The following is a 22,514-nucleotide window of genomic DNA, read 5'->3' as shown; positions in this document are numbered from 1 at the left end:
TTTCACAAAGGACAAGATTGTGCAGCATCACATTGACTCTTACAACAAGTTTCTCAAATCTGGTCTCCAGAAGATCATTGATGAGCAGGGTATAATCGAGACCGATCTTGAGGATATCTATGTAAAACTTGGCAGGATAAGGGTGGAAAATCCGGTAGTTAAGGAAGCCGACGGTGCAATTGAAAAATTGTATCCGAACGAGGGCAGGTTACGTAACCTTTCCTATTCAGCTCCCCTTTTCCTGGAGATGTCTGTTGTACAGAATGGTGAGGAACAGGAACCAAGGGAGGCCAAGATCGGCCAGCTTCCTGTAATGATCAAATCGGATATCTGTAATCTGGTTGGGATTCATGATTCTGAAATGATCCAGCATGGTGAGGATCCACTCGATCCCGGAGGATATTTCATCGTCAATGGTACCGAGCGTGTTGTCATGACCCTTGAGGACCTTGCACCTAACAAGATCCTTGCAGAGTTTGGTGAACGCTATGGTGATACTATCGAGGTCGCAAAGGTCTTCTCCCAGAGGAGAGGTTACAGGGCACTGGTAGTTGTAGAAAGAGGCAGGAAGTCCCTTCTGGAAGTATCTTTCCCATCCATATCCGGACGTATCAACTTCATCACATTGCTCCGTGCTCTTGGAATTGAGACCGATGAGGATGTCGTGAAGGTGGTCTCCACCGATCAGGAGATCATGAAGTTCATGTTCGAGAACCTTGAGGAAGCTGAGGTACACACTATTGAGGATGCTATCGAGAAGATCGGTGGCCGTGTGGCATCAGGCCAGGCAAGGGAATACCAGATGAAGCGTGCAAATTACGTAATTGACCGCTACCTGCTCCCACACCTTGGAAATGATCCTGCAGACAGGATCGCAAAAGCACACTTCCTTGGAAGGATGGCAGAGTCATGCTTCGAACTTGCACTTGGCAGGAGGAGCGGCGATGATAAGGATCACTATTCCAACAAGAGGCTCAAGCTGACAGGTGACCTGATGGAGGACCTGTTCAGGGTGGCTTTCAACCGTCTTGCACGTGATGTAAAATACCAGCTTGAGAGAGCTAACATGAGGAACAGGGAACTGAACGTGGCAACCCTTGTGCGTGCAGATGTTCTTACTGACAGGCTCCAGCACCCACTTGCTACAGGTAACTGGGTAGGTGGAAGAAGTGGTGTATCACAGCTGCTTGACCGTACAGACTACATTTCAACCCTTTCACACTTAAGACGTGTTATCTCTCCATTGTCAAGAGCACAGCCTCACTTCGAGGCCCGTGACCTGCACCCAACACAGTGGGGTCGTCTTTGTCCTTCAGAAACCCCTGAAGGTCCTAACTGTGGTCTTGTGAAGAACTTTGCCCAGATGGTCGAGCTCTCAACAGGTGCAGAAGATGTGGATTCCATTAAGAACATCCTGCATGGTATCGGTGTGGCTCCTGTTGAACTGTATGTACCTGAAAAGATACTTGATTATTCTGCCGATGTCATCTATGCAGAAGAACTTGATATAGCACCTGAGGAAACTGTGGCTGAGACTCCTAAAGAGGATGAATATCATGAGCTTATGGATGAGAACGTTGACCCTATCGGTGATGATAAAACGGAGGTGTTATTGAATGACTGAAGCAAAGGTATTCCTTGATGGGGAGCTTATCGGAACACATAATAACCCGGTAGAGCTCGTAAAGGATATCAGAGAGCAGCGCCGCAATGGTATGTTGTCACCCCAGCTCAACGTGACCCTTTATGAAGACATTCATGAAGTGATCATAAACTCAGACATGGGCCGTGCAAGAAGGCCATTGGTCGTAGTTGAGGATGGTGTTCCTCTGGTAACAGGCGAACATATCGAAAAACTGAATTCCGGTGACATTACTTTCCCTGAACTTATTGCACAGGGATATGTTGAATATCTGGATGCTGAGGAAGAGGAGAATGCTTTCATTGGTCTTTATGAAGAAGACCTCACTCCAAATCACACCCACCTTGAGATCGACCCTTCACTTATGCTTGGTATCTGTACCGGAATGGTCCCATATCCTGAGCACAACGCATCTCCAAGGAACACTATGGGTGCAGCGATGATCAAGCAGTGTATTGGTGTCTCCACCTCTAACATCAAGCTCAGGCCGGACACACGTGCACACGTACTTCACTATCCGCAGAAAGCACTTACACGTACTCACACCTGTGAGTCCATTCACTTTGATGACCGTCCTGCAGGACAGAACTTCGTTGTTGCTGTCATGTCCTACGAAGGACACAATATTGAAGATGCACTGGTCTTCAACAAAGGCTCCATCCAGAGGGGTCTTGGAAGAAGCCACTTCCTTAGGACATTCGAGGGAGAAGAACGCCGTTATCCTGGTGGACAGGAAGACAAGTTCGAGATCCCTGACTCCGAGTTCAGAGGTGCCCGCAGTGCAGAAGCATATGCAAACCTCGATATTGACGGTCTTGTGAACCCGGAGACCATTGTAGGTCCAAACGATGTACTTATCGGAAAGACCAGTCCTCCAAGGTTCCTTGAAGAGCAGTCCGATTTCGGTATCACCGTTGAGCAGCGCAGGGAAAGTGCAATTACCATGCGTTCCAACGAGAAAGGTATCGTGGACACTGTCATTCTGACCGAATCCATTAATGGTACCCGTCTTGCAAAGGTGAAGATAAGGGATCAGAGGATCCCTGAGATAGGCGACAAGTTCGCATCAAGACACGGTCAGAAAGGAGTTATCGGTCTGATAGTTCCATATCAGGATATGCCATTCACAGAAGGCGGAATGGTTCCTGACCTTGTAATTAATCCACACGCGATCCCTTCACGTATGACCGTTGCTCACGTTCTTGAGATGATCGGTGGTAAGGTAGGTTCCATTGAGGGACGCCGTATCAACGCAACCGCTTTCTCAGGTGAGACTGAGGATGATATCCGTGACGGACTTAAGAAACACGGTTTCTCACACACCGGTAAGGAGGTATTCTCTGACGGTGTGACAGGAAAGAAGATCCAGGCAGATGTTTTCGTAGGTGTTATCCTTTATCAGAAGCTGCATCACATGGTTGCATCAAAGATACACGCCAGGTCAAGAGGTCCTGTACAGGTATTGACTCGCCAGCCAACAGAAGGACGTGCCCGTGAAGGAGGTCTCAGGTTTGGTGAAATGGAAAGGGATGTACTGATCGGTCACGGTGCTGCAATGACTCTGAAGGAGAGGTTGCTTGATGAATCTGACAAGGTTGTCGAGCTTGTCTGCGGACACTGTGGAATGGTCGCTACCTTTGACCGGACACGTAATATAAGATATTGTTCGAACTGTGGTGCGGAAACAGATATTCACCCGGTGGAAATGAGCTATGCTTTCAAGTTGCTCCTTGATGAGATCAAATCTCTGGGAGTTGCTCCTAGACTTAGACTTGATGATGCAGTCTGATGGTGATGAAGATGGATAATATGATACCCTCAATACCAAAAAGGATCGGTGCGATCAAATTCGGTTTGATTTCTCCTCGTGAAGTTAGGAAGATGAGTGTCACATCGATCATAACTGCGGACACCTATGATGACGATGGTTACCCTATCGATATGGGACTTATGGACCTGCGTCTTGGTGTTATTGACCCCGGTCTCAAATGTAAGAGTTGTGGAAGTCGCGCCGGAGAATGTCCCGGTCACTTCGGTCACATTGAACTTGTAGCCCCTGTGATCCACGTGGGCTTTAACAAGACTATCCGTAAGATCTTACGTTCAGTATGTTGCAAATGCAGCTCTCTGATGCTCGAGGAAGGCAAGAAGAGAGACTACCTCGAACAGCTGTCCAAGTACAAGGACATGGGCCATCTCCCTGATGATGTCATCAATGATGTCTTTAAGGAGGCAAGAAAGTCAAAGGTCTGTCCTTATTGTGGAGAAACTCAGCTTGACATCAAGTTCGAGAAGCCAAGTGAGTACATCGAAGATGGTCACAAGCTGACTCCTACTGAGATCCGTGACAGGTTCGAGAACGTTTCAGATGATGATATCCGTGTTATGGGAATGAACCCTGACACTGCACGTCCTGAGTGGATGATCCTCACAGTACTTCCGGTCCCACCGGTGACAGTGAGACCTTCAATTACACTTGAGTCCGGTCAGAGAAGTGAAGATGACCTGACGCACAAGCTTGTAGATATCATCCGTATCAACCAGCGTTTCCAGGAGAACAGGGATGCTGGTGCCCCACAGCTCATCATTGAGGACCTGTGGGAACTGTTGCAATATCACGTTACAACTTATTTCGACAACGAAGTTTCAGGTGTACCACCTGCAAGGCACAGGTCCGGAAGGCCGCTGAAGACACTTACCCAGCGTCTTAAGGGTAAGGAAGGACGTTTCAGAGGCAGTCTATCCGGTAAGCGTGTGAATTTCTCTGCACGTACGGTAGTTTCCCCGGACCCTAACCTCAGTATCAATGAGGTTGGTGTACCTTTTGAAATTGCAAAGCATATGACTGTCCCTGTGAGGGTTATCTCAAGGAACCTTGAGTTGATGAAGGAATATGTCCGTCGTGGAAAGATGGTCCATCCGGGTGCTAACTATGTCATCCGTGATGACGGTCGCCGTATCAGGGTAACAGATCTCAACTATGAGGAACTTGTGGAGAAACTTGAACCCGGATGGGTCGTTGAAAGGCAAATGCAGGATGGGGATATCGTTCTGTTCAACAGGCAGCCTTCCCTTCACAAGATGAGTATCATGGCACACCGTATAAAGGTACTTCCTGGCAAGACCTTCAAGCTCAATCCGGCAGTATGTCCTCCATACAATGCTGATTTTGATGGTGATGAGATGAACATGCACGTTCTTCAGACAGAGGAGTCCCGTGCAGAGGCAAGCATCCTCATGCAGGTACAGGAGAACATCCTGTCCCCACGTTTCGGTGGTCCTATTATTGGTGGTATCCACGATCACATCTCTGGTCTTTTCCTTCTTACAAGGAATGAGAACTTCATCAGTAAGAACGATGCTCTGGAACTTCTTCGTAAGTCCGAGTTGCGTGAGCTGCCGGAACCTGCAGGACACCTTGAAGATGGTGAACCATACTGGAACGGTAAGCAGATCTTCAGTCAGATCCTTCCTAAGGGACTTTACGTAGAGTTCCCTGCACAGGTATGTTACAAGTGTGATACCTGCAAGAAGGGAGAATGTGAGCATGACGCTTATGTTGTTATTGAAGATGGTGAACTTCTCAAAGGTACTATCGATGAACAGTCCATTGGTGCTTTCAAGGGCAAGATCCTTGATAAGGTTGTCAAGGAATTCGGAACCACTGCAGGTGCCAAGTTTGTGGATGACTTCACAAGACTTGCCATCAGGGGTGTCATGAAGACCGGACTTAGTTTCGGTATCAGTGATGAGGATATTCCAAGGGATGCCAAGATCGAGATCGCAGCAAGGCTCAAGGAAGCTGAGGACGAAGTGGCTGCACTTATCAGGGCATATGAGGCAAAGGAACTCGAACCATTGCCCGGTAGGACCCTTGCAGAAACAATTGAGATGAGGATCATGCAAACTCTGGGTAAGGCCAGGGATGACACTGGTAGGATCGCAGATAACCAGCTTGGTCTTGAGAACTCTGCGGTTATCATGGCAAGGTCTGGTGCTCGTGGTTCTATATTGAACCTGACCCAGATGGCTGCCTGTGTCGGACAGCAGGCTGTTCGTGGTGAGCGTATCAGAAGAGGATATGCCGGCAGGACACTGCCTCACTTTGACAAGGGTGACCTTGGTGCAGATGCGCACGGTTTCGTCAAGGCAAGTTACAAGAGCGGATTGAACCCGACCGAGTACTTCTTCCACGCAATAGGAGGTCGTGAGGGTCTTGTGGATACTGCGGTACGTACTTCACAGTCAGGTTACCTGCAGAGGCGTCTTGTGAACGCACTTCAGGATCTTGAGGTCCAGTATGACGGATCTGTTCGTGAGACCAGAGGTGTCATTGTCCAGTTCAAGTATGGAGAAGATGGTATCGACTCCACAAAGAGTGATTACAGTAAGCCTGAGGCGATACATCGTGTTGTCAGGGCTGTTACAGGAAAGGAGGTGGCATGATGTCCATCAGTGAAGCAACTATTGATTCCATGATAGGTGGTCTCCCACTTCCGATGACCACACTTGCGACCCTCAAGAAAGATGTGATGGAGGTCGGTGTTACCAAGAAAGAGCTCGAAGAGATCATCGAGCGTGTAATGGCAGACTATAACTATGCCTGTGTCGAACCATGTGAGGCTGTGGGTGTTGTATCCGCACAGTCCATTGGTGAGCCGGGTACTCAGATGACCATGCGTACTTTCCACTACGCTGGTGTCGCAGAGATTAACGTTACGCTTGGTCTTCCACGTCTGATCGAGATTGTGGATGCCAGGAAAACACCAAGTACTCCTATGATGACCGTTGCTCTTGAAGAAGGATATGCAACTGACAGGGATCTTGCAAGGAAGGTTGCCTGGGAGATCGAAGCAACTCACATTGCACATCTTGCAGATGTAACCACCGATCTTGCAAACATGAACCTTGTCGTTGACCTGAACGAGAAAATGCTCATTCAGAGGGACATCTCTGTAGATTCTATTGCAGAGAAGCTTGAGGATGAGCTTGGAGTTGCTGTCAAGATCTCAAGTGCTGTGAGCAATCAGATCATTGTCCAGCCAAATGAGCCATCATACAGGGAATTACTTCAGCTCGCCAAGAAGATCCACACTATTACTCTCAAAGGTATTGAAGGTATCAAGAGGGTAGTTATCAGGAAAGATGGCGAAGAGTATACTCTTTATACGGAAGGCTCCGTGCTCAGGGAAGTTCTCAACGTTGAGGGTGTTGATATCACAAGAACCTACACCAACAACATTGGTGAGATCTATGAGGTGTTCGGCATCGAAGCTGCTCGTAATTCCATCATAAAGGAAGCAAGTGACACTCTGCGTGAGCAGGGTCTTACTGTTGATATTCGTCACATCATGCTTGTGGCAGATATCATGACCTGTGATGGTGAAGTAAAACAGATCGGTCGTCATGGTATTTCCGGAGAAAAGGCCAGTGTCTTTGCCCGTGCAGCATTCGAGGTTACTGTGAACCACCTGCTTGATGCAGGAATGCGCGGTGATGTGGATGAACTTAATGGTGTCACTGAGAACATCATTGTTGGCCAGCCAATAAAACTTGGTACCGGTGACGTTCATCTGGTGGCCAGGAATCCTCTTGAAGACCTTGGGGAGCAATGAGCACAACCAGAAAGTAGATATAAGGAATCAGTTATTAGAATACAAATCTCAAATTTACAAATATATGAGTTGATGTAAAATGGATATTAATGTTGATAAAGCACTTATCAAAGTTATCAGGACAGGGTCTGTTATCATCGGTGCTAACCGCACCATTGATGCAGCTGTCAAGAACGAGGCAAAGATGATAGTTCTTGCATCCAACTGTCCTGCAGATGTGAGAGAGCAGATCGAAGCAACAAGCGTGCCGGTCCTGAACTATGGTGGAACAAGTGTAGATCTTGGTCCTGCATGTGGTAAGCCATTCACAATTGCAGCAATGGCTATAATGGATGCAGGAGAATCAGACATACTTGCAGTGGCTTAAGATCAGGAGTTGTATTAATTGGGCGAGATCAGGCTTTCAACAGAATGTGTAAGGTATATTGCCTTATTCGAAAGTGTGACTCACGCCGCAATTAAGGATTGTATTATCGATGATGGCAGAGTCATCTATGTCGTGAACACTGGTGACATGGGTGCTGCTATTGGAAAACGTGGAGACAACATAAATCGGGTTAAAAAATCCGTTGACAAACACATTGAGCTCATCGAATACGCAGATGAGCCGGTTACATTTATAAAGAATGCTTTCGGTACAGTGTCTGTCAAGTCCGTTAATATATCTGAGAAAGGTGGCAAGAAGGTCGCCTACGTGGATGTGCCTGCAAGTGAAAAAGGTCTTGCTATCGGACGCAACGGAAGTAATATCGAAAAAGTAAAAATGGTAGTTAGTCGCCATCACGATATCGATGATGTGATCTTACAGTGAACATCGTTCACATATGATTATAATAAATTCAACTCATTATGTACGGAACATTATTGGGAGGATAATATATGCCAAATGGAAAATATGCAGCTCACAGACTTCAAAAGGTCCGTAAAGACGCCAGGTGGAAAGACACCGGTTACAGCAGGCGTACCTTAGGTCTGGATGTAAAATCTGACCCGCTCAGCGGAGCACCACAGGGTCGTGGAATAGTACTTGAGAAAGTAGGTGTGGAAGCAAAACAGCCAAACTCTGCTATCAGGAAATGTGTAAGGATCCAGCTGATCAAGAACGGTCGTCAGGCAACAGCATTCTGTCCTGGTGACGGTGCTATCAACTTCATCGATGAACACGACGAAGTGACCGTAGAAAGGATCGGTGGCCGTATGGGTGGTGCAATGGGTGATATTCCAGGAGTGCGCTTCAAGGTCACTGCAGTTAACAATGTCAGCCTTAGGGAAATGGTCATTGGAAGAAAGGAAAAGCCAAGGAGATAATTCCATGTACAAGTTATTCGGAAAATGGGACCTTACAGAGGTAGAGGTTGCTGATGCTGGTATCCAGAGATATGTAAATCTTGACCCTGTTGTCATTCCACACACATCAGGTAAGCACGCAAGGCAGCAGTTCAACAAATCCGATCTTTGCATTGTTGAGCGTCTCGTCAACAACGTTATGCGCAATGAGCAGAACACCGGTAAGAAGCAGCTCGCTCTTCGTATTGTGAACGAGTCCTTTGATATCATCAACAAGAGGACCCAGAAGAACCCTGTTCAGGTACTTGTGGAAGCTATTGCTAATGCAGGTCCAAGGGAAGAGGTCGTCAGGCTCAAATACGGTGGTATCTCCGTACCGAAAGCAGTAGATACCGCACCACAGAGGCGTGTTGACAACGCACTGAGATACATAACAATGGGTGCAAACCAGGCATCATTCAAATCAAAGCGCTCTGCTTCCGAGTGCCTTGCATCTGAGCTCATTGCAGCTTCAAACCGTGATGCAAAGTGCTTCTCTATTAACAGAAAGGACGGAAAGGAAAGAGTCGCAAAGGCAGCACGTTAATCGTGTTGTTCTTTATTTTATCATAAAGATTCAATTGTAGGTTTTATTATGGGACGAAGGAAAAAAATGGTTGAGCGTGTAACAGCGCTGATGAGCAACCCGGTAATGGTAAGGAACATCGCAATCATCGCTCACATCGATCACGGAAAGACCACACTTTCAGACAACCTTCTTGCAGGTGCTGGAATGATCTCCAAGGATCTTGCAGGTCGCCAGTTGTTCATGGACTCTGATGAAGAGGAACAGGAAAGAGGTATCACAATCGACTCCGCGAACGTATCAATGGTTCACGAGTTCGAGGACGAGGAATACCTTATCAACCTTATTGATACACCAGGTCACGTTGACTTTGGTGGTGACGTTACACGTGCAATGCGTGCAGTAGATGGTGCTGTCGTAGTTATTGATGCTGTGGAAGGTACCATGCCTCAGACCGAGACCGTTCTGAGACAGGCACTTAAAGAGCACGTAAGGCCAGTACTTTTCATTAACAAGGTCGACCGTCTTATCAACGAGTTACAGGTAGATGCACAGGAAATGCAGATCAGGCTCGGTAAGCTCATTGACCACGTCAACAAGCTTATCAAAGGCATGAACGAAGAGCGCTACAACGAAGGCTGGAAGGTCAATGCTGCAGAAGGTACAGTAGCATTCGGTTCAGCTCTTTACAACTGGGCTATCAGTGTTCCTATGATGCAGAAGACCGGTGTCAGTTTTGGTGAGGTATATGACTTCTGCCGTGCTGAAGATATGAAAGCACTTGCAGAGAAATGTCCGCTCCACGAAGCTGTCAACGACATGGTCATCAGGTTCCTTCCAAGTCCTATCGATGCTCAGGAAGACAGGGTCGGTGTCATCTGGCACGGCGATCTTGAGACCGGTATTGGAAAGCAGATGGCTGATGCTGATGCAAAGGGCGATCTTGCATTCATGGTTACTGATATTTCCATGGACCCACACGCAGGAGAAGTTGCAACAGGCAGGCTTTTCAGTGGTTCACTTTCACGTGGAATGGAAGTTTACGTAACAGGTGCAGCAAAGCAGAACAGGATCCAGCAGGTCGGTGTTTTCATGGGCCCTGAGAGACTTGAAGTGGACGAGATCCCTGCAGGTAACATTGCTGCAGTAACAGGTCTCAGAGATGCTATTGTAGGTTCTACTGTAACTTCTCTTGAAGGCATGTCTCCATTTGAGAGTATCAGACACGCAAGTGAACCTGTAGTGACCGTAGCTGTGGAAGCAAAACACATGAAAGATCTTCCAAAGCTCGTTGAGGTTCTGCGTCAGGTCGCAAAGGAAGACCCAACACTTAAGATCACACTGGACGAAGAGACCGGTGAACACCTCATGGCAGGTATGGGTGAACTTCACCTTGAGGTCATTGCTCACAGGATCGAGCGTGACAAGGGTGTAGAGATCACAACAACACCACCTATTGTGGTATACCGTGAAACTATTACAGGTGTAGCAGGTCCTGTTGAGGGTAAATCCCCTAACAGACACAACAGATTCTATGTTGTTGTCGAACCACTTGAGCCTGAAGTACGTGAGCTTATCCGTGGAGGCGAGATCTCCATGAGAATGCCTGAACTTGAAAGAAGGGAGAAGCTCATTGCAGCAGGTATGGACAAAGAAGAAGCAAAGAGGATTGCTGACATCTTTGAGAGCAACGCTTACTTTGACATGACCAAAGGTATCCAGCACCTGAACGAAACAATGGAGCTTGTACTTGAAGGATTCGTCGAAGTTATGAAAGGCGGTCCACTTTCAAAGGAACCATGCATGGGTGTAAAGGTCAAGCTCATGGACGCAAAGCTCCACGAGGATGCTGTCCACAGAGGTCCTGCACAGGTAATTCCTGCATCAAGGCAGGCAATCCAGGCAGCAATGCTCATGGCAGAAGATACACTCTTCGAGCCATACCAGAAGGTATTCATCCAGACCCCACAGGAACAGATGGGTGGAGCTACAAAGGAGATTCAGGGACGTCGTGGTATTATCATCAACATGACCTCCGAGGGTGACACAACCATCATTGAGTCCAAGGCACCAGTATCCGAGTTGTTCGGATTTGCCGGTGACATCAGGTCTGCAACAGAGGGTCGTGCAATGTGGAGCACAGAGTTCGCAGGATTTGAACCACTCCCAACCAATATGATCACTGAAGTAGTTTCAGGTATCCGTGAGCGCAAAGGACTCAAGAAGGATCTTCCACAGGCACAGGACTTTATGAGCATGTAAGATGGATACTAAATCCATCTTTTTGCTATGAAATGTCCTATCCGTTGGAAAGGTTTAAAAGCAGAAACAACAATTTAGGTCAAAATTATAGATATTGCATCTAACAATCAAAAAATAAAGGAGAATATATTATGGCTGAGAAACCACACATGAACTTAGCAGTTATTGGTCACGTTGACCACGGTAAGTCAACATTTGTCGGCAGATTAATGTTCGAGACAGGCGCAGTACCTGCTCACCTTATCGAGAAATACAGGGCAGAAGCAAAAGAGAAAGGAAAAGAATCCTTCGCTTTCGCATGGGTTATGGACTCACTCAAGGAAGAGCGTGAGAGAGGAGTAACCATCGATATCTCCCACAAGAGATTCGACACAGACAAGTTCTACTTCACAGTCGTGGACTGTCCAGGTCACCGTGACTTCGTAAAGAACATGATCACCGGTGCATCCCAGGCAGATGCAGCTGTTCTTGTCGTAGCAGCACCTGATGGTGTAATGGCTCAGACAAAGGAACACGTGTTCCTTTCAAGGACCCTTGGTATCAACCAGCTTATCGTTGCTGTTAACAAGATGGATGCAGCTGAATACAGCGAAGACAGGTACAACGAGGTTAAGAACGAAGTAAGTCAGCTTCTCGGTATGGTAGGATTCAAGGCAGACGAAGTTCCATTCGTCCCAACATCTGCATTCGAGGGTGACAACATTACAGAATCCAGTTCAAACACCCCATGGTACACTGGCCCATCCCTTCTTGACTGCCTTAACGATCTTAAGACACCAGAAAAGCCAGACACACTTCCACTCCGTATCCCAGTACAGGATGCATACACCATTTCCGGTATCGGTACCGTTCCAGTAGGTAGGGTAGAGACCGGTATCATGAAGAAAGGCCAGAAGGTCGCATTCATGCCAAGTGGCGCAACCGGTGAAGTAAAATCCATTGAGATGCACCACGAGGAAGTCGATCAGGCTGTACCTGGTGACAACATCGGTTGGAACGTCAGAGGTATCGGAAAGAACGATGTCAGGAGAGGTGACGTATGTGGTCCTGCAGAGAAGCCACCATCGGTAGCTGAAGAGTTTACCGGACAGATCGTTGTCCTTCAGCACCCATCCGCTATCACAGTCGGATACACACCTGTATTCCACTGCCACACCACCCAGACTGCATGTACTCTCATGTCCATTGACAAGAAGCTCGATCCAAAGACCGGTCAGGTCAAGGAAGAGAACCCAACCTTCATCAAGGCTGGAGATGCAGCAATCGTTACAATCAGACCAACCAGGCCAATGTGCATTGAGCCTGTAAAAGAGATTCCACAGCTCGGCAGATTCGCTATCCGTGATATGGGTATGACAATCGCTGCCGGTATGTGCATGAGTGTTAAAGATAAGCAGTAACACTCTTCTCTTTCTTTTTAGAGGAGATTAAAATGGCACAGAAAGCAAGAATACGATTATCAGGAACAAGTCCTGTGAATCTGGACGGTGTTTGTGAGCAGGTGAAAGCCATCGCAAACCGCACTGGAGTAAGCATATCCGGTCCAGTACCTCTGCCAACAAAGAAATTGGTAGTTCCTGTAAGGAAGAGCCCTAGCGGCGACGGTACAGCATCATGGGACCACTGGGAGATGCGTGTCCACAAAAGACTTATTGACATCGCAGCTGATGAGCGCGCATTAAGGCAGCTCATGAGGATTCAGGTTCCAAAAGACATCAATATCGAGATCGTACTTCAGAACTAAGTACATCGATATTGTTCAAAACGAAATGGAACAACGTTACAGATATTTATCTGTAACATCTCTCCTCCCTATTTCTTAATTTATTTTCTAAAATTCTGAGTGTGAGCTCAAGCTATCCTTATCGTTTGGTTTTATCATCTCTAGAAAACGTTTATATCATCACATTTCCATATCAGTGTGAGGTTGAATCATGAGTGAAGAAACATTAACTGAAACAGAATCTGCAGTACTGAATGCTCTGGAAAGCTCAGACAAATCCTTAAGACCAGGTGACATTGCAGAGTCCACAGGTCTTGAAAGCAAACTTGTTAGTAAAACAATTGCATCCCTGAAAAAGAAAGGCCTGGTATATTCTCCTAAAAGATGCTACTACGATGTTTCAAAGGAATGATCCTTTTTTATATCTTCTTTTTTTCAGACCGATTTACTTTTTGATCTCAGGTTTTATTGGTATCGTAAAAGTAAAAGTGCTACCTTTATTCAACTCACTGCTTACACTGAGTGATCCACCATGCAGTTCTGACTGCTTTTTTGCAAGGCATAGTCCAAGACCCATTCCTCCGTGGGCTCTTGTTGAAGATGAATCGATCTGAGTAAATGGGTTGAAAAGCCTATCGATGTTCTCTTCAGATATTCCGATACCTTTGTCTGAGATCTCGAAAACAATATCTTTACCGGTATCGTGGACCTCTACCTCAATAGAACCGCCATTTTGTGAGAATTTACTTGCGTTCTCGATAAGGTGGGTGATACTATGTTCTACTTTTTCAATATCGATTATAATATATTTTACATCTGTGTTGATGACAAATGACAGTTCCTGCTGCTTTTCCCGGATTATTGGTACGAAGTGTTCCCTTAGCCCGTTGATAAATTCGGTTACTTCAATTGTGTTGTATTCAAGTTCAAAAACTTCGGATTCGATCTTTGAAAGCTCCAGCATTAAATTAAATGCATCAAGCAATCGTTTTCCACTGGAATTTATATTTAAAAGGTATTTTTCCTGCCTTTCATTGACATCTCCGAATTTTCTTTCAAGAAGAATCTCCGAAAAACCAATAACTGCGTTAAGAGGTGTGCGCAGCTCATGGCTCATGTTTGCAATAAATGTAGTCTTTGCCTGATTTGCAGTCTCAGCTTCAAGTTTTGCAGATATAAGTTCCTTTTCTGCGATCTTCTTCTCAGTAACATCGATGCCCGAAGCAAGTACTCCTGTGATATACCCTTTACTGTCATAAAGCAAAGAGTTATGCCAGGAAATGATTCTTTCATGACCTGATCTTACGATGATGGGATTTTCGTGATATTCAAAAATTTCGGCATCTTTTGCCATTATTTTATTGAATATATCTTTCATTTCTTCTGAGATGTCTTCAGATATGAACAGATCAAACCAGTTCTTTCCAAGAATCTCATTTTCAGAATACTCAAGGATTTCCTCAGCTTTCCTGTTTATGAGTGTGATCTTCTGGTTTCTGTCAATAGCGACGAAAATCACATTTGACACATTCAAATAATGCTGAGCTTTTTCTTTTTCCTTCATCAGCTCAAATTCGACCTTTTTGAGACGATCAATATTTACCATTATTCCGTTAAGGCCGGTAATTTCCCCATCCTTGATCATCACTTTTGAAGATGTGTGTACGTGAGTTATCTTTCCGGATTTTGCGATCACCCTGAACATGTAAGGTTTATGTTCACCTTTAATTGTCCTGTCCATATCTTCAATAAGGCCCGGAAGGTCATCAGGATAGATGTATTTTGAAAAAGAAGTACCGATCACTTCTTCTGGAAGATAGCCGGTGAAGTGCTCAATAGCAGAGCTGATGTATGTAAAATTGCCCTCATTGTTGATACTAAAAACAACATCGTTAAGGTTCTCAAGATGCAGTTTGTAGAACTCTTCTTTCTCAGTGGACCTTCTTTTAACAAGGTCCATCTCATCTTTGAGTTCCCTTATAGTTTGTTGCAGTTCTGCAATCTGTTGAGAATTTTCAGAGGCTTGTTCTTCTTTTTTCATTGTCATTTTTTGTATGAATTAGGTCGTTTTTGTAAATATTGTATGGCAATGACTCCATTATATCCATGCTTTAATGTATTGAATTGCGTATTAATATGTTTTCAACAATAAAATTATATCAATAAACTATGGTATTCGATTGAATAAAGTTATATTACTGAACTAATTTCGGGATGCATCTTCAAGATCTTCACTTTGAATCTTCTTGTTTGTCCTTTAAGTGCGTATTCCAAAACAATAATATAATAACTGGTTTATCCTAGAACCAGTTACAATTGAAAACACTTGATGAGAGCTTAAGACGCTCCTATCGTGGGCCTGTAGTGTAGTGGATATCACTTTAGCCTCCGGAGCTTAGAACCCGGGTTCGATTCCCGGCAGGCCCGCTCTACTATACTGCCCTTTCTGTAGCTATTGGCGTTGTTGAAGCAGTAACTTCACTGGTTTGACAAGCTTGTTGGATCAGTTATTATATTATTTTTCCGGGGCATACAGTTTCTCAAGATAGCTTTTGATCCTGCAATAAATGAAATTTCTATATCCGAAATTATCCGGTATATCGAACGTAACGATTCCTTCCACATTCCAGAATACGTTCTTTACAAGCCCTCTTTCTTCCATATCATCTACAAAGAACCTGACCTTGCTGAAGTCCTCTACAACCTGTCTCCAGTCCCCTGCTCTCATCTTTGACGGGTCTTTGCTGCACATGACCTCAAATTGCTGGAGTCCGAATGCATATGTCTGTAACCATTGCCTGTCATCCTTTGACATTCTAATGGCACCCTGTTTTGCATCCTCTGCCATCTGCTTTAAAAGCAGGTCAATATCCTTAGTTGTAAACTCATTGTTGTCAAGCTTTTCAAGGAACACATGTAATTTTTCCACAATAGCTTCCCCCTGTTCTCAATATAATTTATGGCATTTATCAATAGATAAACATTGTCTTTTTAGTCACTTTTGAAAATGGTCTCACTCTGAATGGATCTCATGCTCAAAGCTTATTTATGGGTTTGTTGTTTATGTACCCCATATAGTTCATTGGTAAATTTAATTTCACAATCCAAGGAGACCAAAAGATATGGCAATCCATCCTATTGAATATCGTTACGGTACCGACGAAATGAAATATGTCTGGAGTGAGGCAAACCGCCTTGAAAAGCTCTTAAAGACCGAGGCAGCTCTTTCACAGGCTGAAGCAAAGGTAGGCATCGTACCTGTTGAAGCTGCGAATGCAATCGAGCACAGCATTGGCTCTGTCAAACTGGAAAGGGTCACAGAGATAGAAGATGAGATCCATCATGACATGATGGCCATCGTTCTCGCAATCTCCGAGCAGTGCAGCGAAGATGCTGCAAAATGGGTGCACTTTGGTGCAACATCCAACGATATCCTGGACACAGCCACCGCTCTTCAGATGATGGATGCAGTTGCTATCCTTGAAGACAAGGTACGCACGCTTCTGGATGTCTTGTTGATAAAGGCAGAAGAGCACAAGAATACTGTCTGTGCAGGAAGAACACACGGTCAGATCGGTGTCCCAACAACATACGGTCTCAGGTTTGCTATCTGGGCAAGTGAGATGTCAAGACACCTCGAGCGTCTGGGCCAGCTCACACCACGTCTTCTGGTAGGACAGATGACCGGAGCTGTGGGTACACAGGCAGCATTCGGACAGGATGGTATCGAGATCCAGAAACATGCAATGGAATATCTTGGTCTTGGTAGTGTCGATGTATCTAACCAGATCATCCAGCGTGACCGCCACGCAGAGTTCGTCATGTGGATGGCAAATACAGTAACAACCCTTGACAAGATCGCAGTGGAGATCCGCTCCCTCCAGAGAAGCGAGATCGCAGAGGTCGAGGAAAGCTTCCGCAAGAAACAGGTAGGTTCTTCCACCATGCCTCACAAGAGGAACCCTATCAAGTCAGAACAGATCAGCGGTCTGGCACGTATCGTCCGCTCAATGGTCGAGCCGGAACTTCTGAACAACACTCTCTGGGATGAGCGTGACCTCACCAACTCTTCATGTGAAAGGGTAGTTTTCCCTGAAAGCTGTGTGCTGACCGACCACCTTCTCAAGCTGGCCATCGGTGTTATCGAAAACCTCAGGTTCTATCCTGAGAACATTCGCAAGAACCTTGACCTTCTCCGTGGTCTTAACATGGGTGAAGCTATCATGATCGAGCTTGCAAAGCGCGGTGTAGGAAGGCAGGAAGCCCACGAGATCGTGAGAAGCTCTGCAATGGAGGCACACGAGTCAGGCAAGCACCTCAAGGAAGTACTTCTGGCCAAGCCAGAGGTCACACAATACCTTAGTGAGGATGACATCACAGACCTTGTGAACCCTGACAGGTACATCGGTACTGCAGTGACCCAGGTCGAGAACGTCGTTGCAAAGATCAGAAGTCAGTTCTAAGGTGACCTCATGGAACTGGATGATGTTATAAAATTCCACGGGCATCTCTGCCCTGGACTTGTTATTGGTTACAGGGTTGCAACCTATGCAGCCAATAAGTTCAAGGATCGGGCTGAGGACGAGGAACTTGTTGTCATTGTTGAGAACAAGTCCTGCAGTGTGGATGCTATCCAAGTGGTCAATGGATGCACCTTTGGAAAAGGCAACCTTGTGTTCAGGGACCTTGGAAAGCATGTCTATACTTTCTTCAAGAGAGGAAACCCTGAAGCGCTCAGGATCTCAATAAATCCCCGCCAGCGCAGGGAAGATCCTCGCTACAACGAACTTTTCCCCAAAGTAAGAAATGGTACTGCCACTGACGAGGAAAAGGAAGAGTTCAAACAAAGGCATGCAGAAAGGGGTCTCGCAATCCTTGATATTCCGGATGAGGAACTTTTCACTGCAACAAATGTAGAGATCGAACCGCCTGAAAAGGCCATGGTCTACCGTTCCATAGCATGTGCAGAATGCGGCGAAGAAGCAATGGAAACACGTCTTCGTGTAAAGAACGGACAGATGGTCTGTCTTTCATGTTTTGAAGGTCATGATATCTGACGTTGGTCAGATATCCATTTTAATCTTTTTTAGCTTCTTTTATTATTCTCAATTTATCCCTTGAGTACCCGCTTCAGGAATTCCCCTGTATAGGAGTCCTTGCTCTTTGCCAGTTTCTCAGGTGTGCCTTCGGCAACGATGGTTCCTCCACGCTCTCCACCCTCTGGTCCAAGGTCGATGACCCAGTCCGCTGTCTTAATGACATCGAGGTTGTGTTCGATCACGATAACCGTGTTACCTGCATCCACAAGTCTCTGGAGCACATCAAGCAACTTGTTTACATCATCAAAGTGAAGTCCTGTTGTAGGCTCGTCAAGAATGTAGACCGTCTTACCGGTAGAACGCCTGCTAAGCTCGGTTGCCAGCTTCACACGCTGTGCCTCTCCTCCTGAGAGGGTTGTTGAGGACTGTCCCAGCTTGATATATCCAAGACCAACATCGTAGAGAGTCTGGAGCTTTCTCTTGATCTTGGGTACATTCTCAAAGAATTCCAGTGCTTCCTCAACGGTCATGTCCAGCACATCTGCGATGGTCTTGTCCTTATAGGTCACCTCAAGTGTCTCACGGTTGTAGCGCTTCCCGTGACAGACCTCACAGGGCACATAGACGTCAGGCAAAAAGTGCATCTCAATTGTAATGATACCGTCACCTGAGCAGGTCTCACACCGTCCTCCGCGAACATTGAAGCTGAACCTTCCGGGTTTGTATCCTCTTGCCTTTGCCATCTTTGTTTGTGCAAATAGCTCCCTGATAGGTGTGAATAGGTTGGTGTAGGTAGCAGGATTGGAACGTGGTGTTCTTCCGATCGGTGACTGGTCGATGGTGATGACCTTGTCTATCAGGTCAAGACCCTTGATTTCCTTGTACTTGCCAGGCCTGTCCCTTGCGCGGTGGAGCTTCTGTGCAAGCACTTTGTTGAGGGTCTCATTGATCAGTGTGCTCTTTCCGGAACCGGATACGCCGGTGACGCATGCCATGACACCAAGTGGGAATTTCACATCGATACCCTTGAGATTGTTCTGTGATGCACCTTTTAAGATCAGCTTACCGGCTGGTTTGCGCCTCTTCTCCGGCACAGCGATCTCAAGTTTTCCGCTCATGTACTGACCGGTAAGAGAATCAGGGTGTGCCATAATTTCTTCAGGCGTGCCCTCTGCCACGACCTCTCCACCGTGGATACCTGCACCAGGTCCCATATCTACCACGTGATCTGAATTGAGTATGGTCTCTTCGTCATGCTCCACGACAACTACCGTGTTGCCGATATCACGAAGATGTTTCAGTGTATTGATCAGCCTGAGGTTGTCTCTCTGGTGCAGCCCTATGCTTGGCTCATCCAGGATGTACAGCACTCCCATGAGGCTGGATCCGATCTGGGTGGCCAGCCTGATACGCTGTGCCTCTCCTCCTGAAAGGGTCGCTGCTGAACGGCTAAGTGTAAGGTAATCAAGGCCGACGTCCATGAGGAAACCAAGCCTTGCCTTGATCTCTTTGAGAATCAGTCGTGCAATGGAATACTCGCGTGGTGTGAGGGTCGGTTCCAGTTCCTCGAAGAACTGCAATGATGTCTCCACGGACATCTGCGTGACCTGGATGATGTTGCTGTCGTTGATGGTCACAGCAAGGCTGGCGGGTTTCAGCCTGTTGCCACTACAGGTAGTACATGGCTTGGTTGTGATATACTTCCTCAACCTGTCCTTCGTGTTCTCAGATTCGGTATTATCATAAGTTTTTGAAATATTGGAGATGACTCCCCGGAAACGACCTTTATGCTTCCACATACCACCGTTCTTACCGATGTGCACGTAGTTTATCATTTCATTGGTACCGTTGAAGATTATGTCCTTGTGCTTTTGTTCAAGCTCCTCGAAGGGCACATCCAGTGAGAATCCGAAATGCTGTCCCACGGATTCCAGTGCCTGCATGTAGTAGCCGTCTTTCTTGCTCCAGTGCTCGATGGCACCTTCTCTCAATGTCAGGGTGGGGTCAGGTACGATCAGTTCAGGGTCGAACTCCATTGAAGTTCCAAGACCGTGGCATTCTTCACATGCACCCTGAGGACTGTTGAAAGAGAACGCAGAAGGTTCCATTTCCTCAAATCCGATCCCACAGTCCGTACATGCGAGGTTTTCGCTGAACACCATCTCATCGCCGTCAAGAACATGTACCATCAGGGTACCGCCACTCTTCTCAAGCGCAGTCTCCACGGAATCCGACAATCTTTCTTCGATGCCTTTCTTGATGGCAAGCCTGTCCACAACCACTTCGATGTTGTGCTTGTAGTAGCGTCCAAGTTCGATGGTCTCGGCATCATCCAGTGATACGATATCTCCATCCACCCTTGCGCGTGCAAACCCTTCTCCCCTGAGGTCCGTGAGCAATTTTTTGTACTCTCCTTTACGTTCCCTCACAAGGGGTGCAAGGATATGGACCTTTGACCCTTCATCTATTTTCATGATGCTGTCAACGATCTGGTCAACACTCTGAGGCTCTATGGTCTTGCCACATTTTGGGCAGTGCCTGATGCCTATTCTTGCATAGAGCAGCCTGAGATAGTCATAGATCTCAGTAACCGTTCCCACTGTGGAACGCGGGTTCTTGCTGGTTGTCTTCTGCTCGATGGAGATCGCAGGGGAAAGTCCCTCTATGTACTCGACGTCCGGTTTTTCCATAAGTCCCAGGAACTGCCTCGCATAAGCTGAAAGTGATTCCACGTATCGCCTCTGTCCCTCTGCATATATGGTATCAAAAGCAAGGGATGATTTTCCTGATCCGCTGAGCCCTGTTATGACTATCAGTTTGTCACGGGGGAATACGAGATCGATATTCTTCAGGTTGTGCTCCTTGGCACCTTTGACGATTATATTTTTCAGGGACATGGTTTCTGGAAGGTAGTGTTTTCAGATATGTAATGCTTTGAAGGATAAGTTGGGGTTTGAGATATTTGAGTGAGAGCATTAAAGGTTTGCTGTTGAGGTGAAATATTGCTTTATTATTAGTTTCTTAGTTTTTCATTACAAACTTAAATATACTCTTCAAGAGGGTCTGCCAAAAACATTGTCATTGTATTTTTCAGTCAATATGGCAAAGATTTTCCTTCCTCTTTTATTGGAAAAGATGTCTGGATCAGGGATGATCTCCCTGATCCGCTGATCTGATTATCCAATTACTTTCTCAGCCTTGCCGAAAATAACAGTCCGATAGTGAGCAGTATTGAGGTGAATCCCGGTGTTTGGGTTTCTGTCCCGATCTCCTCCGGTGTTCCATTATCGATGACCACAAGATTCCCTTCTTCATCTAAATAAGCTTCATCCCTTGTATAGGTTACAACATTTCCATCATCATCTATCACACAAATATCTTCTTCATCCGATGATGGCGGACTGACTACCTCTTCACATAGGATTATAGGACTCTCCCATTCAAATACTACCGGGACTTCGTCTATACCTGCTTCCTGTTCGAAGTGCTTGTCTATCGTCTGATATATTTCGTCAATTACGGATTCGTTTACTTTTTCAGGTGTTTCTGAGTTCATGCCCACACTCAGGTATCCGTTGATGTACACTCCATAACTTATCAGAGGTCCGTTAGATGAAGCAAAGAACGGGTCGAGTTCCCTATCTTTTGTATGTCCAAGCTAATCTATCCATCTTCTTTTTTCACTTTCCTGCGTAATCACAGGCATTGTTCCGTAGGCAGCTATGAACGATGGACTGCTTTTAGCTTCCTCAAAGATCTCCGGTCCATAATCAGGAAGTGGTATGCTCTCATCTTCCATTGGCCACATAAATACCACGGATATACCACTGATACCCTCTTCACGCTCACAGTGATCATCGATCTTCCGATAGATCTCATCAATTCTTGACTCATTCATTTTTCCATGCTGATCATAGCTTATATCTACGATCAAAAATTCACTATTGGCAGCGATGCTTCTTATAGAACTATCAATTGTGTATGCCGGTTGATTTATGGAAAGAGATAGCCAGCAGTCATTAACTGAATTTTTCCACTCCCTATCGATTGTTTCGGGAAAGTTTCCTCTGCTGGCTATGAACAATGGATCACTCTTGTACTCTTCAAAAAGGGAATTGGAGTTATTTGGATCAAAGATCCCATCAGTATGTTCGGGATCATCTAATTCGCTATCATCGTTATTTACAGGATCCGACGACCCTCCCCATGCAAATCCCACGAGCAGAATGCCTATTATCAATATGCTCACTCCAGTCTTTACAATAATTCTCATTATCCTATACCCCAATTAAAAATTCATTTAATATTAAAAGAACTTTCAATGTCTATGTGGCAATAAAGTTTTGGATTTCCAGAGCTCCTCGATTTAAATCTTTAGTGT

At 45.9% G+C, this 22,514-nt stretch carries 19 protein-coding genes and 1 tRNA gene; 15 read left to right on the top strand and 5 right to left on the bottom strand.

From position 1 onward, the window contains the following. Positions 1–19 precede the first annotated feature (19 nt). The 12 genes from WOA13_RS06345 to WOA13_RS06290 all read left to right on the top strand — a co-directional run bounded on the left by WOA13_RS06345 (position 20) and on the right by WOA13_RS06290 (position 13,506). The gene (locus tag WOA13_RS06345; RefSeq protein ID WP_048205761.1) at positions 20–1,624 is read left to right on the top strand and encodes a DNA-directed RNA polymerase subunit B''; all 1,605 of its coding nucleotides are present in this window, start codon (positions 20–22) and stop codon (positions 1,622–1,624) included. After that, positions 1,617–3,431 (top strand): DNA-directed RNA polymerase subunit B, encoded by a 1,815-nt coding sequence (rpoB, locus tag WOA13_RS06340; protein ID WP_342127102.1) that lies wholly within the window; start codon positions 1,617–1,619, stop codon positions 3,429–3,431. Before WOA13_RS06345 ends, rpoB begins: the two co-directional genes overlap by 8 nt. 11 nt (positions 3,432–3,442) lie before the next feature. Then, entirely contained in the window at positions 3,443–6,088 is a 2,646-nt protein-coding gene (locus WOA13_RS06335; RefSeq protein ID WP_342127101.1) for a DNA-directed RNA polymerase subunit A', read from the top strand. Continuing rightward, on the top strand, positions 6,088–7,257 hold the full coding sequence (gene rpoA2, locus WOA13_RS06330) for a DNA-directed RNA polymerase subunit A'' (RefSeq protein ID WP_342127179.1): 1,170 nt from the start codon (positions 6,088–6,090) through the stop codon (positions 7,255–7,257). Before WOA13_RS06335 ends, rpoA2 begins: the two co-directional genes overlap by 1 nt. Positions 7,258–7,336: 79 nt before the next feature. Further along, a complete protein-coding gene (locus tag WOA13_RS06325; RefSeq protein ID WP_342127100.1) occupies positions 7,337–7,624 on the top strand; it encodes a 50S ribosomal protein L30e in 288 nt (95 codons plus the stop codon). A gap of 18 nt (positions 7,625–7,642) precedes the next feature. Next, positions 7,643–8,068 (top strand): NusA-like transcription termination signal-binding factor, encoded by a 426-nt coding sequence (locus tag WOA13_RS06320; protein WP_342127099.1) that lies wholly within the window; start codon positions 7,643–7,645, stop codon positions 8,066–8,068. Positions 8,069–8,136: 68 nt separating this feature from the next. Next, complete coding sequence (locus tag WOA13_RS06315; RefSeq protein ID WP_048205756.1) at positions 8,137–8,565, top strand: 30S ribosomal protein S12; 429 nt, start codon at positions 8,137–8,139, stop codon at positions 8,563–8,565. A 4-nt stretch (positions 8,566–8,569) separates the two neighbouring features. Beyond that, on the top strand, positions 8,570–9,130 hold the full coding sequence (locus tag WOA13_RS06310; RefSeq protein WP_342127098.1) for a 30S ribosomal protein S7: 561 nt from the start codon (positions 8,570–8,572) through the stop codon (positions 9,128–9,130). A gap of 48 nt (positions 9,131–9,178) precedes the next feature. Then, the gene (locus tag WOA13_RS06305) at positions 9,179–11,371 is read left to right on the top strand and encodes an elongation factor EF-2 (RefSeq protein ID WP_342127097.1); all 2,193 of its coding nucleotides are present in this window, start codon (positions 9,179–9,181) and stop codon (positions 11,369–11,371) included. A gap of 128 nt (positions 11,372–11,499) precedes the next feature. Beyond that, positions 11,500–12,771 (top strand): translation elongation factor EF-1 subunit alpha, encoded by a 1,272-nt coding sequence (tuf, locus tag WOA13_RS06300; protein WP_342127178.1) that lies wholly within the window; start codon positions 11,500–11,502, stop codon positions 12,769–12,771. A 32-nt stretch (positions 12,772–12,803) separates the two neighbouring features. Then, complete coding sequence (gene rpsJ, locus WOA13_RS06295; protein ID WP_048205752.1) at positions 12,804–13,115, top strand: 30S ribosomal protein S10; 312 nt, start codon at positions 12,804–12,806, stop codon at positions 13,113–13,115. A 190-nt stretch (positions 13,116–13,305) separates the two neighbouring features. Beyond that, a complete protein-coding gene (locus tag WOA13_RS06290) occupies positions 13,306–13,506 on the top strand; it encodes a MarR family transcriptional regulator (RefSeq protein WP_048205751.1) in 201 nt (66 codons plus the stop codon). Positions 13,507–13,539: 33 nt separating this feature from the next. Here the strand turns inward: WOA13_RS06290 and WOA13_RS06285 are convergent, their stop codons facing one another. After that, entirely contained in the window at positions 13,540–15,141 is a 1,602-nt protein-coding gene (locus WOA13_RS06285) for a PAS domain-containing sensor histidine kinase (protein ID WP_342127096.1), read from the bottom strand. Positions 15,142–15,449: 308 nt separating this feature from the next. Here WOA13_RS06285 and WOA13_RS06280 point away from each other — a divergent pair. After that, positions 15,450–15,521: transfer RNA gene (locus tag WOA13_RS06280), tRNA-Arg, on the top strand. An 88-nt stretch (positions 15,522–15,609) separates the two neighbouring features. Here WOA13_RS06280 and WOA13_RS06275 read toward each other — a convergent pair. Next, the gene (locus tag WOA13_RS06275; protein WP_342127095.1) at positions 15,610–16,023 is read right to left on the bottom strand and encodes a hypothetical protein; all 414 of its coding nucleotides are present in this window, start codon (positions 16,021–16,023) and stop codon (positions 15,610–15,612) included. Between the two features lie 193 nt (positions 16,024–16,216). On the opposite strand from WOA13_RS06275, the gene purB reads away from it, so the two are divergent. Together purB and WOA13_RS06265 are read left to right on the top strand one after the other, a co-directional pair. Further along, positions 16,217–17,557, top strand: a complete 1,341-nt coding sequence (purB, locus tag WOA13_RS06270) for an adenylosuccinate lyase (protein ID WP_342127094.1) — start codon at positions 16,217–16,219, stop codon at positions 17,555–17,557. A gap of 9 nt (positions 17,558–17,566) precedes the next feature. After that, positions 17,567–18,151 (top strand): FmdE family protein, encoded by a 585-nt coding sequence (locus tag WOA13_RS06265; protein WP_342127092.1) that lies wholly within the window; start codon positions 17,567–17,569, stop codon positions 18,149–18,151. A gap of 53 nt (positions 18,152–18,204) precedes the next feature. Here WOA13_RS06265 and uvrA read toward each other — a convergent pair whose 3' ends face one another. The 3 genes from uvrA to WOA13_RS06250 all read right to left on the bottom strand — a co-directional run bounded on the left by uvrA (position 18,205) and on the right by WOA13_RS06250 (position 22,406). Beyond that, the gene (gene uvrA, locus WOA13_RS06260) at positions 18,205–21,030 is read right to left on the bottom strand and encodes an excinuclease ABC subunit UvrA (RefSeq protein ID WP_342127091.1); all 2,826 of its coding nucleotides are present in this window, start codon (positions 21,028–21,030) and stop codon (positions 18,205–18,207) included. Positions 21,031–21,317: 287 nt separating this feature from the next. Next, the gene (locus tag WOA13_RS06255; protein ID WP_342127090.1) at positions 21,318–21,689 is read right to left on the bottom strand and encodes a hypothetical protein; all 372 of its coding nucleotides are present in this window, start codon (positions 21,687–21,689) and stop codon (positions 21,318–21,320) included. A gap of 102 nt (positions 21,690–21,791) precedes the next feature. Next, complete coding sequence (locus WOA13_RS06250) at positions 21,792–22,406, bottom strand: hypothetical protein (protein WP_342127089.1); 615 nt, start codon at positions 22,404–22,406, stop codon at positions 21,792–21,794. Positions 22,407–22,514: the final 108 nt, after the last annotated feature.

The sequence above is a fragment of the Methanococcoides sp. LMO-2 genome (assembly GCF_038432375.1).
Lineage (GTDB): Archaea > Halobacteriota > Methanosarcinia > Methanosarcinales > Methanosarcinaceae > Methanococcoides > Methanococcoides cohabitans.
This window is presented reverse-complemented; position numbering and strand designations above follow the sequence as displayed.

Bases quoted from the DNA above. Each gene is read 5' to 3' on its own strand.
- WOA13_RS06310 (WP_342127098.1), top strand. From the start codon at position 8,570: ATGTACAAGTTATTCGGAAAATGGGACCTTACAGAGGTAGAGGTTGCT.
- WOA13_RS06250 (WP_342127089.1), bottom strand. From the start codon at position 22,406: ATGAGAATTATTGTAAAGACTGGAGTGAGCATATTGATAATAGGCATT.
- WOA13_RS06290 (WP_048205751.1), top strand. From the start codon at position 13,306: ATGAGTGAAGAAACATTAACTGAAACAGAATCTGCAGTACTGAATGCT.
- rpoA2 (WP_342127179.1), top strand. From the start codon at position 6,088: ATGTCCATCAGTGAAGCAACTATTGATTCCATGATAGGTGGTCTCCCA.
- WOA13_RS06315 (WP_048205756.1), top strand. From the start codon at position 8,137: ATGCCAAATGGAAAATATGCAGCTCACAGACTTCAAAAGGTCCGTAAA.
- WOA13_RS06325 (WP_342127100.1), top strand. From the start codon at position 7,337: ATGGATATTAATGTTGATAAAGCACTTATCAAAGTTATCAGGACAGGG.
- purB (WP_342127094.1), top strand. From the start codon at position 16,217: ATGGCAATCCATCCTATTGAATATCGTTACGGTACCGACGAAATGAAA.
- WOA13_RS06255 (WP_342127090.1), bottom strand. From the start codon at position 21,689: ATGAACTCAGAAACACCTGAAAAAGTAAACGAATCCGTAATTGACGAA.
- WOA13_RS06305 (WP_342127097.1), top strand. From the start codon at position 9,179: ATGGGACGAAGGAAAAAAATGGTTGAGCGTGTAACAGCGCTGATGAGC.
- WOA13_RS06285 (WP_342127096.1), bottom strand. From the start codon at position 15,141: ATGACAATGAAAAAAGAAGAACAAGCCTCTGAAAATTCTCAACAGATT.
- uvrA (WP_342127091.1), bottom strand. From the start codon at position 21,030: ATGTCCCTGAAAAATATAATCGTCAAAGGTGCCAAGGAGCACAACCTG.
- rpoB (WP_342127102.1), top strand. From the start codon at position 1,617: ATGACTGAAGCAAAGGTATTCCTTGATGGGGAGCTTATCGGAACACAT.
- WOA13_RS06335 (WP_342127101.1), top strand. From the start codon at position 3,443: ATGGATAATATGATACCCTCAATACCAAAAAGGATCGGTGCGATCAAA.
- rpsJ (WP_048205752.1), top strand. From the start codon at position 12,804: ATGGCACAGAAAGCAAGAATACGATTATCAGGAACAAGTCCTGTGAAT.
- WOA13_RS06265 (WP_342127092.1), top strand. From the start codon at position 17,567: ATGGAACTGGATGATGTTATAAAATTCCACGGGCATCTCTGCCCTGGA.